This is a genomic window from Rhodococcus koreensis (assembly GCF_017068375.1).
In the GTDB taxonomy this organism is placed as follows: domain Bacteria; phylum Actinomycetota; class Actinomycetes; order Mycobacteriales; family Mycobacteriaceae; genus Rhodococcus_F; species Rhodococcus_F koreensis.
In genome coordinates this window covers 2,294,330-2,311,192 of the sequence record NZ_CP070609.1, presented here as the reverse complement: position 1 = coordinate 2,311,192, position 16,863 = coordinate 2,294,330, and the positions used below count along the sequence as shown (strand labels likewise).

The 16,863-nt window shown below is 67.5% G+C and carries 15 protein-coding genes; 8 read left to right on the top strand and 7 right to left on the bottom strand.

What is annotated here, in order from left to right:
• Positions 1-70: 70 nt before the first annotated feature.
• The gene (locus JWS14_RS10795) at positions 71-1,444 is read left to right on the top strand and encodes an MFS transporter (protein ID WP_206013084.1); all 1,374 of its coding nucleotides are present in this window, start codon (positions 71-73) and stop codon (positions 1,442-1,444) included.
• Positions 1,445-1,513: 69 nt separating this feature from the next.
• Here the strand turns inward: JWS14_RS10795 and JWS14_RS10790 are convergent, their stop codons facing one another.
• The 3 genes from JWS14_RS10790 to JWS14_RS10780 form a co-directional block, all read right to left on the bottom strand.
• Complete coding sequence (locus tag JWS14_RS10790) at positions 1,514-2,044, bottom strand: lipase family alpha/beta hydrolase (protein ID WP_241031309.1); 531 nt, start codon at positions 2,042-2,044, stop codon at positions 1,514-1,516.
• 265 nt (positions 2,045-2,309) lie between these two features.
• Positions 2,310-3,461 (bottom strand): acyl-CoA dehydrogenase family protein, encoded by a 1,152-nt coding sequence (locus JWS14_RS10785; protein WP_206013083.1) that lies wholly within the window; start codon positions 3,459-3,461, stop codon positions 2,310-2,312.
• Between the two features lie 51 nt (positions 3,462-3,512).
• Complete coding sequence (locus JWS14_RS10780) at positions 3,513-4,682, bottom strand: aromatic ring-hydroxylating oxygenase subunit alpha (RefSeq protein ID WP_072939742.1); 1,170 nt, start codon at positions 4,680-4,682, stop codon at positions 3,513-3,515.
• Between the two features lie 200 nt (positions 4,683-4,882).
• Between JWS14_RS10780 and JWS14_RS10775 the strand changes: the two genes are divergently transcribed.
• The 3 genes from JWS14_RS10775 (at position 4,883) to JWS14_RS10765 (ending at position 8,431) form a co-directional block, all read left to right on the top strand.
• On the top strand, positions 4,883-5,872 hold the full coding sequence (locus JWS14_RS10775; RefSeq protein ID WP_095862531.1) for a GNAT family N-acetyltransferase: 990 nt from the start codon (positions 4,883-4,885) through the stop codon (positions 5,870-5,872).
• Between the two features lie 221 nt (positions 5,873-6,093).
• Positions 6,094-6,918, top strand: coding sequence for a mycofactocin-coupled SDR family oxidoreductase (locus JWS14_RS10770; RefSeq protein ID WP_072939746.1), 825 nt, complete (start codon positions 6,094-6,096; stop codon positions 6,916-6,918).
• A 19-nt stretch (positions 6,919-6,937) separates the two neighbouring features.
• Positions 6,938-8,431, top strand: coding sequence for an aldehyde dehydrogenase (locus JWS14_RS10765; protein ID WP_072939747.1), 1,494 nt, complete (start codon positions 6,938-6,940; stop codon positions 8,429-8,431).
• Between the two features lie 81 nt (positions 8,432-8,512).
• On the opposite strand, the gene JWS14_RS10760 is transcribed toward JWS14_RS10765, so the two are convergent.
• The 3 genes from JWS14_RS10760 to JWS14_RS10750 are packed head-to-tail and all read right to left on the bottom strand — an operon-like array spanning position 8,513 to position 10,912.
• Complete coding sequence (locus JWS14_RS10760) at positions 8,513-9,169, bottom strand: TetR family transcriptional regulator (protein WP_072939750.1); 657 nt, start codon at positions 9,167-9,169, stop codon at positions 8,513-8,515.
• Between the two features lie 38 nt (positions 9,170-9,207).
• Positions 9,208-10,110, bottom strand: a complete 903-nt coding sequence (locus JWS14_RS10755; protein ID WP_072939753.1) for an alpha/beta fold hydrolase — start codon at positions 10,108-10,110, stop codon at positions 9,208-9,210.
• 22 nt (positions 10,111-10,132) lie between these two features.
• Positions 10,133-10,912 (bottom strand): SDR family NAD(P)-dependent oxidoreductase, encoded by a 780-nt coding sequence (locus JWS14_RS10750; protein WP_072939756.1) that lies wholly within the window; start codon positions 10,910-10,912, stop codon positions 10,133-10,135.
• Between the two features lie 150 nt (positions 10,913-11,062).
• Between JWS14_RS10750 and JWS14_RS10745 the strand changes: the two genes are divergently transcribed.
• From JWS14_RS10745 to JWS14_RS10730, 4 genes are all read left to right on the top strand, one after another.
• Positions 11,063-12,022 carry a PDR/VanB family oxidoreductase gene (locus JWS14_RS10745; RefSeq protein ID WP_206013082.1) on the top strand — a complete coding sequence of 320 codons (960 nt, stop codon included), beginning with the start codon at positions 11,063-11,065 and terminating at the stop codon, positions 12,020-12,022.
• Positions 12,023-12,031: 9 nt separating this feature from the next.
• Positions 12,032-13,507, top strand: coding sequence for an MFS transporter (locus tag JWS14_RS10740; RefSeq protein ID WP_206013081.1), 1,476 nt, complete (start codon positions 12,032-12,034; stop codon positions 13,505-13,507).
• A gap of 82 nt (positions 13,508-13,589) precedes the next feature.
• Complete coding sequence (locus tag JWS14_RS10735; RefSeq protein WP_072940410.1) at positions 13,590-15,107, top strand: class I adenylate-forming enzyme family protein; 1,518 nt, start codon at positions 13,590-13,592, stop codon at positions 15,105-15,107.
• 44 nt (positions 15,108-15,151) lie between these two features.
• On the top strand, positions 15,152-15,994 hold the full coding sequence (locus JWS14_RS10730; protein WP_072939764.1) for an enoyl-CoA hydratase-related protein: 843 nt from the start codon (positions 15,152-15,154) through the stop codon (positions 15,992-15,994).
• A 68-nt stretch (positions 15,995-16,062) separates the two neighbouring features.
• Here JWS14_RS10730 and JWS14_RS10725 read toward each other — a convergent pair whose 3' ends face one another.
• The gene (locus JWS14_RS10725; protein ID WP_072939768.1) at positions 16,063-16,863 is read right to left on the bottom strand and encodes a carbon-nitrogen hydrolase family protein; all 801 of its coding nucleotides are present in this window, start codon (positions 16,861-16,863) and stop codon (positions 16,063-16,065) included.

Sequence of the window (16,863 nt, the reverse complement as noted above, 5' to 3'; positions counted from 1 at the left end):
TGTTGGTTAACGTGGCACCCGTCACAATCATTCTCGAACTCTTCGAGACCGCACGACACGGAGTGTGTGCATGACAATCAGCCCATCAACCGCCGCAGACGGCGGTACGACGGTCTCCGATTCCGGGTCCGCCGGCGACTCGAAACGAGCCAGCCGCGCCGCGTTCGTCGGAACTCTGCTCGAGTACTACGATTTCAGCCTCTACGCCTCGGCCGCGTCGGTGGTGTTCGGGAGCGTCTTCTTCTCCGGTGCGAGCCCCTTCCTGGCCACGCTGCAAGCGGTCGGGACGTTCGCAGTCGGCTTCCTCGTCCGGCCGATCGGCGGCGTCGTCCTCGGCAGCCTCGGCGACCGGATCGGTCGGAAGAAGATCCTCGTCTTCACCCTCGTGATGATGGGGGCCGCGACGATGCTCGTGGGTCTTCTGCCCGGCTACTCGCAGATCGGCTGGCTGGCTCCGGCCCTCCTCGTCCTCCTCCGGATCCTCCAGGGAATCGGGGCCAGCGCCGAATACGGCGGCGCCACCCTGGTCGCGGTGGAGTTCGCGCCGCAGCGCCGACGGGGGCTTCTCGGATCGCTGCCGGGAGCGGGGGCGTCCATCGGCGGCGTCCTCGGCACCAGCGCCCTGCTGGGCGTGTCGGCCGCTCTTCCCGAGGAGGCCTTCATGTCCTGGGGATGGCGCCTGCCGTTCCTGCTCAGCGGACTGATTCTGCTGTACGGCCTGTCGCTGCGCGCCCGGCTGCCCGAGACCCCGGCGTTCCGCCACATCGAGGAATCGAACGACAAGACCACGTCCCCGGTTCTCGACGTCATCCGCCGGCAACCCCGCGCCATCCTGTCCGTACTCGTGATGGTGTTCGGGCAGGCCGGTCTCGGCTATTTCTATCTCGTCTTCATGCTGACGTTCGGCCGCAACCAACTGGGCATGGGGCAGACCGACATCCTGATCGGCCTGGTGCTCGCGCAATTGAGTTGTGCGGCATTCATTCCCCTGTTCGGGATGCTGTCGGACCGGGTGGGTCGACGACCGGTCATCATCGCCGGGTTCGTGTTCTCCGCGCTGCTCGCCTTCCCGGCGTTCTGGCTCGTCGGGCACGACGGCGGTACCGCCGCGTTCTGGTTGGTGCTGGTCCTGGGGAACGGGGTCGGTGTCGCTGCGATCTTCGGCCCGATGGGGGCGTACGTCACCGAACTGTTCGAGACCCGTCACGCCTTCAGCGGTCTGGGGTTGGGCCGTGAACTCGGGAACGCTCTCGGCGCCGCGCTCGTGCCGGTCCTCGCGGTGCAACTCGCGTTCAACGACGGCGGCAGCACCGCGGCGCTGAGCATCCTGCTGGTGGCGATTTCGGTGGCGGGCGTCGCCGCCGCATGGGTCTCGGTGTCGAGGACAACGCGCGCGCGGGACGGTGCGGAGCGGGCCGAGTCGTCGTCCGAGGTCGCCGGATAATGGCCGACGCTCACACGGCGGGATGGGCCGAGGGAAACCTCGGCCCGTCCCGCCGTTGCACGTCGAGGTTCAGGGTAGCGGCGCCACGGGATGGCAGGCGGGAGCAACGGCCGTCGCCGGGTCGAGGAGGTTGCGCACGATCCGGAGTGTGATGTCGTCGTGGACCATGGTTCCGTGATTGGTCAGATCCTCGGGGCAGAATTCCTGAACCACGACGTTGGACACGTTCGGCCCGGGCGGCAGTTGCGACTCGCTCAGTTGCACGACGAGGTCGTGCCGCGAACTGACGGTCGCATACTCGACTCCCGGGCGGGTCATGCCACCCTCACCGGTCTCCGTGACGAGCGCCGAACCCGCCGTCCCGTCGTCGACCGCCGGAATCACGTTCCCGACGGCATCTTTCGCCTGGGAATGCGCGGCGAGAAAATTCAGCATTCCGTAGGCGCTGATGCCGTTGGTGGCGGGAGCGACCCCGATCATCGTGCCGATCTTCGACTCTCCACCGAGGTGGTTGATGTAAAACAGCGGCACGAGTCCGCCCTGGGAGTGCCCGACGAGGTCGACCCGGTCGCCGCCGGGTGCTCGATGGAATAGGCCCACGCGGCAGGCCACCCCGTTTGCGGGGGCCCGACGGGAGCCTTGTCCGGGGCGGCGTCGGCCACCGCCGGAGTGCCCAGGACTGCCAGGACTCCGAGAACTGCCACCGTGCGTGCGCGTGCAGCCATCGCGTCCGACTCCTCTACCCCAGGGCGACCGTTTTACCTAACAAATGTAGTTTCTGCGCGGGTGGGCGTGGGTGGGAACGGCGAAAAAAGGGGGGGTGCGGCGAAGAGTACTTCGCCGCACCCCTTCTACTCGGAATCGTTCAGGCCTTCATCAGGTCTCGATGGATGATTTCCTTCATGATCTCGTTGGTGCCGCCGTAGATCCGCTGGATCCGCGCGTCGATGTACGCCTTGGCGACGGGATACTCCATCATGTAGCCGTATCCACCGTGGAACTGCACCCCGGCATCGATGACACGGCCCTGCAGTTCCGTTGCCCAGAGTTTGGCCTTCGCCGCATCCACGGCGGTGAGGGTGCCGGCGTTGTGCTCACGCACACACCGGTCGATGTATGCACGGGACACCTCGACGGCCGTCTGCAGTTCGGCGAGGGTGAAGCCGAGGCCCTGAAACTCCCCGACCCGCTTGCCGAAGGCCGTCCGCTCCTTGACGTAGTCGAGGGTCCAGCCGAGGACCGCCTCGGCGGACACCTGCGCGGCGATACCGATGCCGAGTCGTTCGAGGGGGAGGCTCTGCATCAGATACGCGAATCCCGAACCGATCTCACCGAGCAGATTCTCCTTGGGGACGCGGACGTCCTCGAAGAACAATTCGGCGGTGTCCTGGGCGTGCAGACCGAGCTTGTCCAGCTTGCGGCCCCGGGCGAATCCCGGCGTCCCGTCTTCGACGACGAAGAGGCTGAAGCCGCGGGAGCCGGCGGAAGGATCGGTCTTCGCGAACACGATCACCAGGTCGGCGAGGATTCCGCTGGTGATGAACGTCTTGGACCCGTTGATCACCCAGCTGTCGCCGTCGGCGACCGCCGTGGTCTGGATGGCGCGCAGGTCGCTGCCCGCGGCAGGCTCGCTCATCGCGATCGCGCCGATGGTCTCGCCGGTGACGAACCCGGGCAGCCAGCGCCGACGCTGCTCGGCGTCGGCGTGACGGAGCAGGTAGTTCAGGACGATGTCGTCGTTCGTGGAGAATCCGGACTGCAGGGCCGACGCGCCGACCCGGGCGATCTCCTGCTGGATCACGAAGCGGAAGCGGTAGTCCAGTTCGCCGGGACCGCCGTACTCCTCGGGGACGGGCAGTCCGAGCAGACCCTGGCGACCGGCTGCCAGCCAGGTCTCGCGATCGATCAGGCGATCCGCATCCCATTTCTCGAGTTGGGGCACCACGTGCTTGTCGACGAATCCCCGCACGGATTCGCGGAACAACTCGTGGTCCCGGTCGAACAGATCGCTCTGCATGTCTTCCTCCTGATGCGGGACGCCCGTGGGCGCCCCGCACATCATGTGTTGTCAGTTCGTTGCGAGTAGTTTCTGCGTCTCACGCCGGAACACCTGGTTGGCGACCTCGTTCTGGCCCAGCACCATCCGGCCGGCATTGGCGCTGGTCATGCCGTGCTGCGAGTCCCGAAGGAGGGGGAAATCCTCCGCGTGGAGAACGGCGAGGAGGATCTCCCAGTTCTTGGTCCACAGGCGGTTCCACCTCTCCTCGGTCATCTCGGTCTCCGCGACAGGCGGCACGATCAGGCGCATCTCCATGCGGCAGCGCTGCGGATCGGTGGGGTGCGGCCGGAAGGTGAGGAGCTGGAAGTGATCCGGCTGCCGCAACAGGGTGCTGTTGGGGAGCAGGAAATGGGTTTCCGTGATGTCCTTGGCCAGGCTCCGGTCGCCGGGATCCTCTTCGATCCACCGGTCGATCGACTTGCGCGGCGCGATGAATCGGCAGTGCCTGCCGAAGTCCTCGAACGCCAGCACGTTGGTGTGGATGTGCTTTGCCGCGGTATTCGGGTGGGCGTACTGGATGTGATACCCGTCGAGGAAGGCGTCCTGCATGATCTTCCAGTTCACCGGCTCGTCGAATCCCTCGGACTGGAAGGCGATCTTGGAACCGAGGTCGTAGCCGGCGACGATCGTATCCATCTCTTCGCCGAGCCAGCCCGCCACGTCGATCTCGGCGTCCGCGTCGTCGACGACCCAGATGAAACCGTGACGTTCCTCGGTCGGCAATTCCACGAGCCCCATGTTGGTGGTGTCGGTCTCGCCGAACGTGTTGTCGCGGGTGATTGTCCGGAGGCTGCCGTCCGTGTCGTACGACCACCGGTGGTAGGGGCAGGAGAAGAGTCGGCAACGGCCCTTCTCCTCCTTTTCGAGGAGGGCGCCACGGTGCCGGCAGAGGTTGACGAACGTCTTGACGCCGCCGTCGCGCTGTCGGACCACGATGATGTTGTTCCGCGGCATCTGCAGGGTGAAGAAGTCGCCGGCGCGGGGGATCTCGGAACCGTGAGCGACGATCGAGGGGACACGTCCGAAGATGAGGTCACGTTCCCGCTTGGCCACCGCTGGATCGGTGAATTCCTCCGGCTGGAACCAGGTGATGTGGTCGAATTCGTCCGTCGTGTCGTTGCGCAGGTGATCCAGGGCGCGGCGAATGCGTTCCTCGCGGGGGGCTCCGACCTCGGTCATTGCGTTTCCTCCAGTGTCGTGCGGAGTCGAGGGGCCGGCGTTGTCGCCGCTACCCGTCACCGGCTCCGAATGCGGTGTGGATCGACCCATTAAATCTAACTCACATAGATTTATGTGTAAACCCTCGCAGGTCCGGCCGTTGCGGGTGTTATCAATGAGCATTAGGTTTAGGTGACACCGTCCGATGAGGAGTGATACGGATGATTTCCTGTCAATGGTGCGAGGAACTCGCAGACGACGACCGCGACGAGGTTCTCGCCCTGGTGGGCGCGGCCGCGGAATACGACGACGAAGCGGGGTTCTCGCGCATCGAACCGCGTGACGTCACGGCACGTTCGCGGCCGGGGGTGTCGGTATCGCATCTTGCCGTCAAGGCGCGCCGGGGCCTGAGCGCTCTCGACGACGTTCCGCTCGTCGTGGTCGCGTACCTCACTATCGCCGTGGACGACGACGGTCTCGGGACCGTCCAGTTCGTCGTGCACCCCGACTATCGATCGCGGGGGATTGCGACCCTGCTCGTCGAGGAACTGGGCCTCGACGTCGACCGGCCGGACGGCTGGATGGGTACCGGTGCGCGCACGCTGCGCGTCTGGGCCTTCGGCACGCATCCCGCGGCCGAGCGCCTGACTCGACGGTTCGGGATCTCGTCGGTGAGCCGGCTGTGGACCCTGTTCCGCAGCCTGACCGGGCCGTTCGCGGTTCCGCTCGATCCGGTGCACCTCCCGGCCGGGTCCGTGCTGGAGGCACCGCGCGGGCTGGAGGCCCCCGAGTCGGTGAAGGCTCTCGACGACGTGCTGGGCCGTTCGGGAATTCCGGCCGCTCAGCTCGAGAAACTGTCGGAGAGCCGTGCCCACGGAACCGGGTCCGTCGTACTCGCGTCCGGCGACGCCGGCCGCCCCCAGGGGTTCGTCTGGCTGGACCCGTCGCTGCACACGCACCTCGAACTGCGGGCGGCGTGGATCCGTGCGCTGGTGCTCGAGAAGGAGGCACGGGGCGGCGGCCTGGGTGCGGCGCTGCTCGTGCGCGCGCTCGAGGTGCTGCGCGACGCGGGGGCCCAGATCGCCTTGATGAGAATCGATCCCGACGACGACGGTGCGGTCCGGCTCTGCCGGTTGCTGTCGTTCGAGCAGGAGGATGCGCACACGTGCTACCAGGTCGGTGAGTGGCATGAGGCCCCCGGCTACCTCTGAGGCATGAGACGGAGAACGATATTTGTGTCACTGTTGACGAGCGGCGAATCCCGCGATACTGTCCTGTGACACGGCTCACAAGCGGTGTCCGTTTCGAGGGCGTCCGGCCGACGGCCCTCGAACCCAAGACCCACATCCAGTGCTCACATCGCGCGCACGCCGCGCGACATTTCGGGGCACATCACCGACATCTCAGACTCGGTTGAACGAGAGGACACGTCATGGCACGACTCGAGGGGAAGGTCGCGTTCGTCACCGGTGCGGCACGCGGACAGGGACGTTCGCACGCGGTGCGACTGGCGGAGGAGGGCGCCTCCGTCATCGCGATGGACATCTGCGAGCAGATCGACACCGTCTTCTATCCGATGGCGACCACGGATGATCTTGCCGAGACCGAACGCCTGGTCAAGGAGGCCGGCGGTTCCATCGTCACGTCGGTGGGCGACGTCCGGAACCGCGCCGACGTCCAGCGCGCGTACGACGCCGGGATCGAACAGTTCGGTCACGTCGACATCGTCCTGCCCAACGCCGGCATCATGCCCGTCATCGGACCCGGAAATCAGCCGCAGGCGTGGCACGACGCCATCGACGTGATGCTCACCGGCGTGTGGCACGTACTCGAGGTGACGGTGCCCGGGCTGATCGAGCGGGGCGAGGGCGGGTCGATCGTCATCACCAGTTCCGCCGCGGGCCTCACCAGCATCGGGCTCAACACGTTCCCCGGCCAGGCCGGTTACTCCGCGGCCAAACACGGCGTCGTCGGTCTCATGCGCCTGTACTCGAAGCAGCTTGCGAAGCACAGCATTCGGGTCAACACCGTGCATCCCACCGGGGTGAACACCCCGATGGTGGCCAACGCCGAATACGGCGAGTTCGTCAACTCGCACCCCGAGGTCGCGAACGACGAATCGTACAAGAATCCGATGCCGGTCGAGCTGATCGAGGCCGTCGACATCAGCAACGCCATCGTGTTCCTCGCCTCCGACGAGGCGCGGTACGTCACGGGCGTGACCCTGCCGGTCGATGCCGGCTACAACAACCGCTGAGCGAAGGGAATTTTCGACCATGACGACAACAGAGTCGGCGGCCGCAGCGCCTCCGAAGATCGCCGATCGCGAGCAGGTGTTCGTGGGCGGCCGGTGGGTGGAGTCGACGGGAGACGAGTGGATCGACCTCGTCGACCCGTTCACCGAGAATAAGGCGGCGCGAATCCGCAGCGCCACAACCGAAGACGTCGAACGCGCCGTGCAGGCCGCTCGCACGTCATTCGATTCCGGTGGGTGGGCGTCGCGCACGATGGCCGAACGCGCCGACGTCCTCGACGAGATCGCTTCGCGACTCGAGAGCCGCGTGGAGGAGTTGACCCCGCTCGGCGTGATCGAGGTCGGCATCCCCGTCGCGGTCAGCGGCCCGACCCAGCAGATGACCGCCGGGTTGTTCCGCGCCGTGGCGGCCGTGGCCCGCGACTACTCCACCCGCGACGACCGGACCCGCGCCGACGGCGGGGTCTCGCGAATCCTGAAGGAACCGACCGGGGTCGTGGCAGCCATCATCCCCTGGAACGGGCCCATCGGGACGATCGCCTTCAAGGTGGCCCCCGCCCTCGCCGCAGGGTGCTCGGTGATCCTCAAGACGGCGCCGGAAGCCCCACTGTCGCCGTCCGTGTTCGCCGACGTCATCGGGGAACTGACGGCCGAAGGGAAGATTCCGGATGGCGTCGTCAGCGTTCTCTGCGCCGACCGGGAGGTGTCCGAAACTCTCGTCACCAATCCCGACGTCGATCACATCACGTTCACCGGAAGCACTCTCGCCGGGCGGCGCATCATGTCGCTCGCCGGTGAGCGCATCGCCCGGGTGTCGCTCGAACTCGGTGGCAAGTCGGCGGCGATCATCCTCGACGACGCCGATCTGGGGCACGTCATGCAGTCGCTCCCGATGGGTGGCTGCATGCAGAGCGGTCAGGCGTGTATCGCGCTGACGCGGGTGCTCGTGTCACGCAAGCGCCACGACGAGGTGGTCGAGGCGCTCAAGGGCGCACTGGGCTTCCTCACCATGGGAAACCCGTGGGAGCAGACGACATTCCTCGGCCCGCTCGCCATGGAACGGCAGCGTGACCGGGTCGAGAGCTACATTGCCTCGGCGAAGGAGGAGGGCGCGACCGTCGTGCTCGGAGGCGGCCGCCCCGCAGGCGTCGACCACGGCTTCTTCGTCGAACCGACCCTGATCGACGGCGTGCGCAACGACATGCGGGTCGCGCAGGAGGAGATCTTCGGTCCCGTGGTCTCCGTGATCACCTACGAGGACGAGGACGAGGCGATCGCCATCGCCAACGACTCGATCTACGGACTGTCCGGCGCGGTGTACACGGCCGACCTCGAGCACGGTTTCGAGGTGGCCCAGCGTATCCGGACCGGAACGGTCAGCGTGAACGCCACCATCATCGACTTCACCGTGCCCTTCGGCGGCTACAAGCAGTCCGGCGTCGGACGTGAAGGCGGCGTCGAGGGTCTCGAGGAGTTCTTCGAGACCAAGACGGTGCATCTGCCCGCCATCGGGTAGCGGATCGCCGGCACCGAGATGACGAAGGGCCCCTGGAACATCGTGTCCCAGGGGCCCTTCGCCTCGTCGGGTGCCGGCGTGTCAGGCGGAGCGTTCCTGCGGGGCGTTCGCGGCGGCCGCATCGTTTCGCATCACGCCGTACAGGAAGCTGCGGATCATCTCCTCGAACAATCGCTTCGACGAGAGTTCGTTGGCGGCAAGCGCTTCGGCGAGGAGTGGCTGAGACTCCGGATCGACGTTCGGGAAGATCGTTGCCCGGGTGCTCGGCTTGCGCATCGCCTCCGTGAGGACCGCGCCGATCGACAACGTCTCCATCCCGTCCAGAATCTGGACGTGGAGATGCGTCGGCACACCGGAGTCCAGCAGGAACCGGGCCGTGTCCTCGTACGTGCCGATCAGGAGGTCCCGCGGCAGATACTGCAGGAGGATCGGCGCGGCGTTCCGGTGGCGCAGGATGGCCTGGCGGAAATTCATGCTCAACGCCACGAAGAACTCGGGCCAGTCGGGACCGGGTTTGCGGCGGGGACGGACTACGGACGCGCCGGCGATGTGCCGAGCCACCGCGGAGAGGATCTCGCTCTTGTCCGCGAAGTGGTGGTACAACGACGGCGCCTGCACTCCGAGGTGCTTGGCCAGTCGCGGCAGACTGAATGCCTCGAGTCCTTGGGAATCGATGATCTCGATGGACGCCTGCACCGCAGCCGCGCGGCTGATCAGGGGCTTCGATGGTCGGGGCATGTCAGGCTTTCCGGTCAGGGTGTTCGCTCGGATGGTTGTCAGTCATGATGAGGTGAATCGTAGTCGGTCGTGGTCACCTCATGGGTGTAGGCGACGTCGCCGTCGAGGAAATCGAGCAGGCCGCCGCTGAGCAGGTCGTTGTCGTCGCCGCTGACCATGTGCCCGGCCCCTCCGACATCGATGTGACGGGCCGTCGGGATCAGTTCCAGCAGGTCACGGGCACCGTCCGCGCTGACGACGTCGGACTGCGCGCCCCGGATGAGGAGGGTCGGGACGCGCACCGCGCGCGCCGCGGCACGGGCCCGCGCCTCCCGGACCTCGGCGTGGTCGTCGGTGTTCTCCCGATACGTGATCATCCGTGGATCCCAGTGCCAGTACCAGCGCCCGTCGCGGAGGCGAAGGTTTTTGCGAAGTCCCTCGACGCGCGGCGGACGACGACGGTGCGGGTTGTAGGCGACGACGGCGTCGAGCGCGTCGTCGAGGGTGTCGAAACCGGCGAGGCCGCTCTCCATGAACGACGTGATCTTGGCGAGGCCGCCGGGTTCGGCGCGGGGGGTGATGTCCACCAGGACCAGCGCGCGGCCGATGCCGTGGTCGCCCTGCGCGAGCAACGACGCCATTCCGCCCATGGACGCGCCGACCAGCACCGGTGGCTCGTCGAGACCGGCGGCGACGGCCGCGAGGTCGCGCGCGTGGGCGTTGCTGCCGTAGTCGCCGTCCTCGGCCCACTCGCTCTCACCGTGACCGCGAGCGTCGATGGCCAGGGCGCACCAGCCGTTGTCGGCGAGTCGAATTCCGGTGCGCTGCCACGAATGACGGGTCTGCCCACCACCGTGCAGCAGCAGGACGATTCCCTTCTTCGCGGACGCAGGCTCCCACCGGTCCGCGACGAGAGTGAGTCCGTCGCCTCGCAGTTCGGTGCGAATCGTGGTGATCGGCATGGTCGTTGTCGCCTTTCGTCGGTCAGTGACCGGAGGTTCCGCCGTCGACGGCGAGCGTCGAACCGGTGATGTAGCCCGAGGCCCGGCTGGCGAGGAAGACCACCGCCGCGTCGAGTTCGCGCTGGGTGGCGGTTCGTCCGAGTGAACAGTCGTGGAGGAATGCCGCGAGTGTCTCCGCCGACATCTCGCCGATCATGTCGGTGTCGACGAATCCCGGTGCGATCGCATTGACCCGGATGCCCTTGCGCCCCGACCACTGGTTCGACAGATCCCTGGTCAAGCCGATGAGCCCCGCCTTGCTCGACGAGTACGCGGCCTGCGGGAGTACCGACTTCACCAGGCCGAGCATGCTGGTGATGTTGACGATGCTGGAACCGGGGCCCATCACGCGGGCGCAGGCCTGCGCGGCCCAGTAGGCGCCGAAGAGGTTCACGTCGAGCACCGCCCGATAGTCCTCGGGCCGCTCGCGGGTGGCGGGTGCAGCGTGGGTGACCCCGGCATTGTTCACCAGGATGTCGAGTCTGCCGAACCGGTCGATCGCCGCCCGGGCGAGCGCGTCGCACTGCTGTGGATCGGTCACGTCGGTGGGGACGACCAGGCAGTCGCGACCGCGTTCGGTCACCGATCGGGCGACCGCGTCGAGTCGGTCGCGCCGTCGTGCGGCGATCACGACATCCGCGCCCGCCTCGGCGAGCGCGCACGCGAAACCTGCGCCGAGGCCGCTGCCCGCGCCGGTGACGACGGCCACGGAGTCGGTCAGGCGGAACAGGTCGAGCACCGATTCGGTTGCCTGCGGGTTCATGAGCGAGGTCTCCCATCCAAAATTCTAATGCACATAGGTTTATCGCAGGTGCTGCCGCGGGGCAACATCTCCGACGTGCGTCTTGCGTGACATTAATCTAATGACATAAGATTTACGAGCAAGTGGAGTCGAGTGGAACGAGACAGGTACATGACCAGCAATGCGAACCAGGAGCGGCTGCAGATGCAGGTCGCCGGTAAGGAAACGCTTGCCGACGGCGTCGTGCGACTCACGCTGGTCGACGAGTCCGGTGCCGCGGCCCCGGCCTGGACACCGGGTTCACACATCGATCTGGTCCTCGACGACACGATCACCCGCCAGTACTCGCTGTGCGGGGATCCCGGCGACACGACGTCGCTGACCGTGGCCGTGCTCCGTGAGGCCGACGGTCGAGGCGGCTCGATCCGCGTCCACGACAAGCTCGAATCCGGCGACCTCGTCACCGTGGCAGGTCCCCGGAACCACTTCGCCCTCGTCGACGCCGACTCGTACCTGTTCGTGGCCGGCGGGATCGGCATCACGCCCCTGCTCCCCATGGCGCGGGAAGTGGATTCGAAGGGAACGCCCTGGCGCCTGCTCTACGGCGGGCGGACCCGCGCGAGCATGGCATTCGCCGACGAACTCGCGGACGCACACCCGGATCGGGTGCTCCTCCGCCCGCAGGACGAGCACGGACACCTAGATCTCGCCACGGCCCTCGACGAGGCCGAGCCCGGAACCGTCGTCTACTGCTGCGGGCCGGAACCGTTGCTGCAGGGCATCGAATCGGCGTGCCGGGAACGTCCGCACGTCACCCTGCACGTCGAGCGCTTCGCGCCGAAGGCGCTTCCGGAAGGCGACGACGGCGCGTTCGAGGTCGAACTCGGCCGATCCGGGCGCACGGTGCAGGTTGCCGCGGACGAGACGGTTCTCGACGCCGTCCTCCGGGAAGGCCTCGACGTCGACTTCTCCTGCCGGGAGGGCACCTGCGGAACGTGCGAGGTCGCGGTGCTCGGCGGCACCCCTGATCACCGGGACTCCGTTCTCAGCGAGGACGAGCAGGCGGAGAACGACGCGATGATGATCTGCGTGTCCCGGAGTTGCACACCCAAGCTGATCCTGGATCTCTGACGGATGGTGATGACGGGGGCGGAGTCGGCCACGGTCACGGTTCCGGCCCGACGGTCCGGGAAGCGCGATCGGCTGCTGGTCCCGGCGCTGTGCTTCGTCGTCATGACCACGGCCGTCATCCAGACGGCGGTCGTGCCGCTGCTCCCCGCGATGGCGTCGCAACTCGGGGTCGATTCGGCCGCCGTGGGCTGGGTGGTCACCGCGAACCTGCTCGCCGCGGCAGTGTGCACTCCGGTTCTCGGCAGACTCGCCGATCGGCAAGGTCCGCGCCCGGTGCTGCTGGGGACGCTCGTCCTGGTGCTCCTCGGTTCGGTGCTGTGCACCGTCACCGAGCAACTCCCGTTCCTCGTGCTCGGCCGAATCCTTCAGGGGGTGTCGTTCGCGCTGTTCCCGATCGGCGTCGCCGTACTGAGAGGGCGTCTCGACCCGCGCCGGCTCCTGGGGGCCATCGGGCTGATGTCGGGGATCCTGGCCGTGGGCGGGGGACTCGGCATGGTCGCCGCCGGCGTCCTGCACGCCGAGGGCGCGGACTTCCGGCGAGTGTTCGCCCTGCTCGTCGGGCTGAACCTCGCCGCCCTCGTCGTCGCCTGGGTGACCGTACCTCGCGGCGGCGCGGCGCGGACCCGCAGCGGCATGGACCCGGTCGGCGTCGGACTCATGGCCGTGGGCCTGTCCGCGATCCTGATCGCCCTCGCCGAAGGCGGCCGGTGGGGCTGGGCCTCACCGGCGACGATCGGCGTGGCGGCACTGGGGATCGCCGTCACGGCGGGGTGGTACCTGCACGAGCGACGGACCCGGGCGCCTCTCGTCCCGCCGATGCTGCTGACCGGGCGGCGAGTTGCGGGCACGCACCTCGCGGCGTTTCTCGTCGGGATGGCCATGTACATCCAGTTCCTCGGTTCGGCGCAGTTCGTGCAGGCCTCGCGCGCCGCCGTCGGATACGGCTTCGACGCCTCGGTACTGCGCACCAGCCTCCTCGTGCTGCTCCCCGGTTCGGTGGCGGGGGTGGTGGCGGCGTCGGCGAGCGGCCGATTCGTTCACCGCTTCCGCGCCGACCGCGTGCTCGTCGCAGCCTGCGGGATCGGGGTGGCCGGATTCGCGATGCTGGCACTGGCCCACTCCCGGTTGTGGCAGGTGATCGTGGCGCTCGTCGTGATCAACGTCTTCGTGAGCGGGTCCTACGCGGTGCTGCCCGCGTTGCTCGTCGACGCCGTGCCTGCCGAATTCACCGGGGTCGCCAACGGCGTCAACGCGATTGCGCGGACGTTCGGCAGTTCCCTCGCCAGCGCGCTGGTCGCGACACTGCTCGCGTCCGTGACGGTCGCCGGCACGGATCTGGCGTCGGAGCGGGCGTTCGTGATCGCGTTCTGGGTGGGCGGCGCGGCGGCGGGATCGGCCGGGTTGGCAATCGCTCGAGCGGAACACTTTTCGAGAAAACGTGCCGATCGGGGTGTCCGATTCGGTGCAGTATCAGTTAATCTATAGATCATAGGTTTGTAGCGGTGGCGCGAGGCGTCTGCCGTGTCATCGATGTCGCCCGGCGGCGACGGCGGAAGGTTGAGTGGAGATGGCTGCGACAATCGGGTCGGCATTGCACTGGTGGGCGGCGACGAAGGGCGACCAGCGGGCGATCGTCGTAGACGACGACGCGCTCACGTACCGGGAACTGCAGGACTGGTCGAGCCGCGTCGCTCGCCGGGTCGTCGAGGCCGGAATCGAGCCGGGTGACCGAGTCGGCGTGCTCGGCCCGAACTCGCTCGAGTGGCCGGCCGTCGCGCTCGGAGTGCTCAAGGCGGGCGCGGTCCTCGTCCCGCTGAACCCCCGGCTCAAGCCGGCGGAACTCCGCAAGGTGGTCGACGACGCGGGAGCCCGGCTGGTGCTGGCGCCCGCCGAATTCGGCGACGCGGTGGACGCGACCCGCACCCTGGGGGCGACGTTCGATTCGCTGCCCTTCGACGAGTTCGCGGCGTTGCGCGGTGGCGGTGTGGACGACTTCCGGATCGACGTCGGTCCCGAAGACCCCACGGCGCTGCTGTTCACCAGCGGGTCGACGGGGCTCTCCAAGGGCGTGATCTGCACCAATCGCACCCTGCTCAACATCGTCTTCGAGGCGTCGCTGACCGAAGAGGGGCTGCGGCCCGGTGCGACGACACTGCTGGTGCTGCCGCTCGTCTTCACCCCGGGCCTCGTGTGGGGTCTGCTCATGACCACCGTGCTCGGCGGCACCATCATCATCGAACGCGAGCTGAAGCCGGGACGCGCCGCGGCGTTGCTGAGCGAACACAAGGTCCAGGCGCTGTTCGGTGTCCCGTTGATCTTCGAGGCCATCTCCCGTGCCCCGGAATTCGACGACGCGGATCTCGGTTCCCTGCGCACGGCGATCGTCGGCGGCGCCGCCGTCGCACCCGCTCTGCTGCAGCGGTGGGCGGACAAGGGAGTGGCGCTCCGGCAGATCTACGGAATGACCGAGGCCGGGGGAGTCGCGACCGCCACCCTCGTGAGCGAGGCATTCGACCACCCCGGGACGTGCGGAAACGGCTCCATCTTCACCGAGATGAAAGTTGTCCGCCCGGACGGGACCGAGGCCGACCCCGGCGAGGAAGGCGAAATTCTCCTCAGCGGGCCCGGCGTCACGCCCGGCTACTGGAACGACGAGGAGTCCACCGCGGCCGCGCTGCGGGACGGCTGGCTGCACAGCGGTGATCTGGGAACGCGGGACGGCGAAGGGCGTCTGCAGTTCGTCGACCGGCTCAAGGACCTCATCATCACCGGAGGTATCAACATCTCTCCGGTGGAACTCGAACGCGTGATCGGTGAGATCGAGGGAGTGGAGGAAGTGGCGGTGATCGCCGCGAAGGACCCACGATTCGGTGAGACTCCCGCCGCGATCGTGACGGTGACCGGCGACGTCGACGAGGTCGCCATCGTCGAGCACTGCGACCGACTCGTCGCCGACTACAAGGTGCCCCGGTACGTCGTGATCCGGAACGAACCCCTGCCGCGCCTCCCCAGCGGAAAGCTGTCGAAGACCGCGATCAGATCCGAGTACCGCGACGTATCCGAACGGTTCTCGAAGGTGCGCTGACACACCGCGCGACACGGGACCACACGACGAAAAGAGAACAGTTCATGACGAGTATCGCCACCGAGAGCGTCGTCCAACTCGAGCGGGACGGTGAGATCGCGATCGTGCGGCTGAATCGCCCGGATCGACTCAACGCCTTCACTCTCGAGGTGCGGGACCGCATCATCGAGGTCTTCGACGAGTGCGATGCCGACGACACCATCCGTGCGATCGTCCTCACGGGAACCGGCCGGGCCTTCTGCGCCGGGGCCGACCTCGCGAAGGGCGGCGAGACGTTCGTCACGGAGGACGACGCGGAAAGCGGCGAGGCGCCGCCCGATTCGGGCGGTCAGGCGTCGCTGCGGATCTACCGGTCGACGAAGCCGGTGATCGCGGCGATCAACGGTCCTGCAGCGGGAGTCGGTGTGACGATGACACTGCCCGCCGACGTCCGGATCGCCTCCGACACAGCCAAGTTCGGTTTCGTGTTCACCCGTCGCGGGCTCGTGCCCGAAGCCTGTTCCACCTGGTTCCTGCCCCGGATCGTCGGGATCTCGACCGCCGTCGAGTGGGCCGTGGGCGGGAAGATGGTGTCGGCGGCGGAGGCGCTCGAACGCGGCCTCGTCCGCGAGGTCGTCCCCGCCGCAGACGTGCTGCCGCGAGCGATTGCGGTGGCGCGCGAACTGGCGGCGGGCACCTCGCCGGTCTCCGTCGCGCTGACCCGGCAGTTGATGTGGAGAATGCTCGGCGCCGACAGCCCCGAGGTCGCGCACCGGGCCGAGTCGATCGCCATCCACGTCCGCGGAACGTCGGCGGATGTCCGGGAAGGGGTCGCAGCGTTCCTCGACAAGCGGCAACCCGACTTCCCCCAGTCGGTGTCCGACGGCCTGCCCGACGTCTTCCGCTGAATACCGTTGCGCGCGAATTGGTCAGGCTCACACGCAATAGCGTGTGAGCCTGACCAATTCGCCGGCATCTACTGCTTGGCCACCACCTCGAAGCGGCGCAGCGTCAGCGCCGGGTTCTTGGCGCGGACCTCGGCGATGCGCTCGGCGGAGACGGTGCCGATCGCGGTCCCGGTCCGTTCGCCGAGGGACGCGATCACCACGCCCATCGGATCGACGATGACGGACGCGCCCGAACCCACCGGGGCGCACTGATCGGCCGCGGCGACGTAGATGGTGTTCTCGATGGCCCGGGCGCGGACCAGCGTGGTCCAGTGGTCCTCCTTGAGCGGGCCGGGCACCCACTCGGCCGGCAGGACCAGGACGTCGGCGCCCGCGTCGACGATGCGCCGGGTCACCTCCGGGAACCGCAGGTCGTAACACGTCTGCAGGCCGAACGTGATGCCGTCGACCGTGAACGTCTCGGGATCGCCGATGGTCCCCGCCTGCACGAACTCCGACTCCTGGTAGCCGAACGCGTCGTACAGATGCAGCTTTCGGTACGTGGCGGCGATGCCGCCGTCGGGGGCGATCGCGACGAGGGTGTTGAAGATCCTGCGTTCGCCCGGGATCGCCTCGTTGATCCCGGTGACGAGCGTCAGCCCGTGCCGGACGGCGATCTCGCGCAGGCCGGTGACGAATTCACCGTCGAGGGATTCGGCGGAGTCCACGAACCGCTCGTCCATCACCGGGAGCGTGAACATCGCGTATTCGGGAGTCGCCAGCACCCGGGCGCCGCCCGCGGCCGCTTCCTCCGCGAACTTCGCGATCTGCGCGAGGTTGTCGTGCTTGTCCGCACCCGATGCGAACTGTGCGATTGCGACGTCGATCAT

Bases quoted from the DNA above. Each gene is read 5' to 3' on its own strand.
- JWS14_RS10795 (WP_206013084.1), top strand. From the start codon at position 71: ATGACAATCAGCCCATCAACCGCCGCAGACGGCGGTACGACGGTCTCC.
- JWS14_RS10765 (WP_072939747.1), top strand. From the start codon at position 6,938: ATGACGACAACAGAGTCGGCGGCCGCAGCGCCTCCGAAGATCGCCGAT.
- JWS14_RS10755 (WP_072939753.1), bottom strand. From the start codon at position 10,110: ATGCCGATCACCACGATTCGCACCGAACTGCGAGGCGACGGACTCACT.
- JWS14_RS10780 (WP_072939742.1), bottom strand. From the start codon at position 4,682: ATGACCGAGGTCGGAGCCCCCCGCGAGGAACGCATTCGCCGCGCCCTG.
- JWS14_RS10740 (WP_206013081.1), top strand. From the start codon at position 12,032: ATGACGGGGGCGGAGTCGGCCACGGTCACGGTTCCGGCCCGACGGTCC.
- JWS14_RS10760 (WP_072939750.1), bottom strand. From the start codon at position 9,169: ATGCCCCGACCATCGAAGCCCCTGATCAGCCGCGCGGCTGCGGTGCAG.
- JWS14_RS10770 (WP_072939746.1), top strand. From the start codon at position 6,094: ATGGCACGACTCGAGGGGAAGGTCGCGTTCGTCACCGGTGCGGCACGC.
- JWS14_RS10745 (WP_206013082.1), top strand. From the start codon at position 11,063: ATGACCAGCAATGCGAACCAGGAGCGGCTGCAGATGCAGGTCGCCGGT.
- JWS14_RS10785 (WP_206013083.1), bottom strand. From the start codon at position 3,461: ATGCAGAGCGATCTGTTCGACCGGGACCACGAGTTGTTCCGCGAATCC.
- JWS14_RS10775 (WP_095862531.1), top strand. From the start codon at position 4,883: ATGATTTCCTGTCAATGGTGCGAGGAACTCGCAGACGACGACCGCGAC.
- JWS14_RS10725 (WP_072939768.1), bottom strand. From the start codon at position 16,863: ATGATCGACGTCGCAATCGCACAGTTCGCATCGGGTGCGGACAAGCAC.
- JWS14_RS10735 (WP_072940410.1), top strand. From the start codon at position 13,590: ATGGCTGCGACAATCGGGTCGGCATTGCACTGGTGGGCGGCGACGAAG.
- JWS14_RS10750 (WP_072939756.1), bottom strand. From the start codon at position 10,912: ATGAACCCGCAGGCAACCGAATCGGTGCTCGACCTGTTCCGCCTGACC.
- JWS14_RS10730 (WP_072939764.1), top strand. From the start codon at position 15,152: ATGACGAGTATCGCCACCGAGAGCGTCGTCCAACTCGAGCGGGACGGT.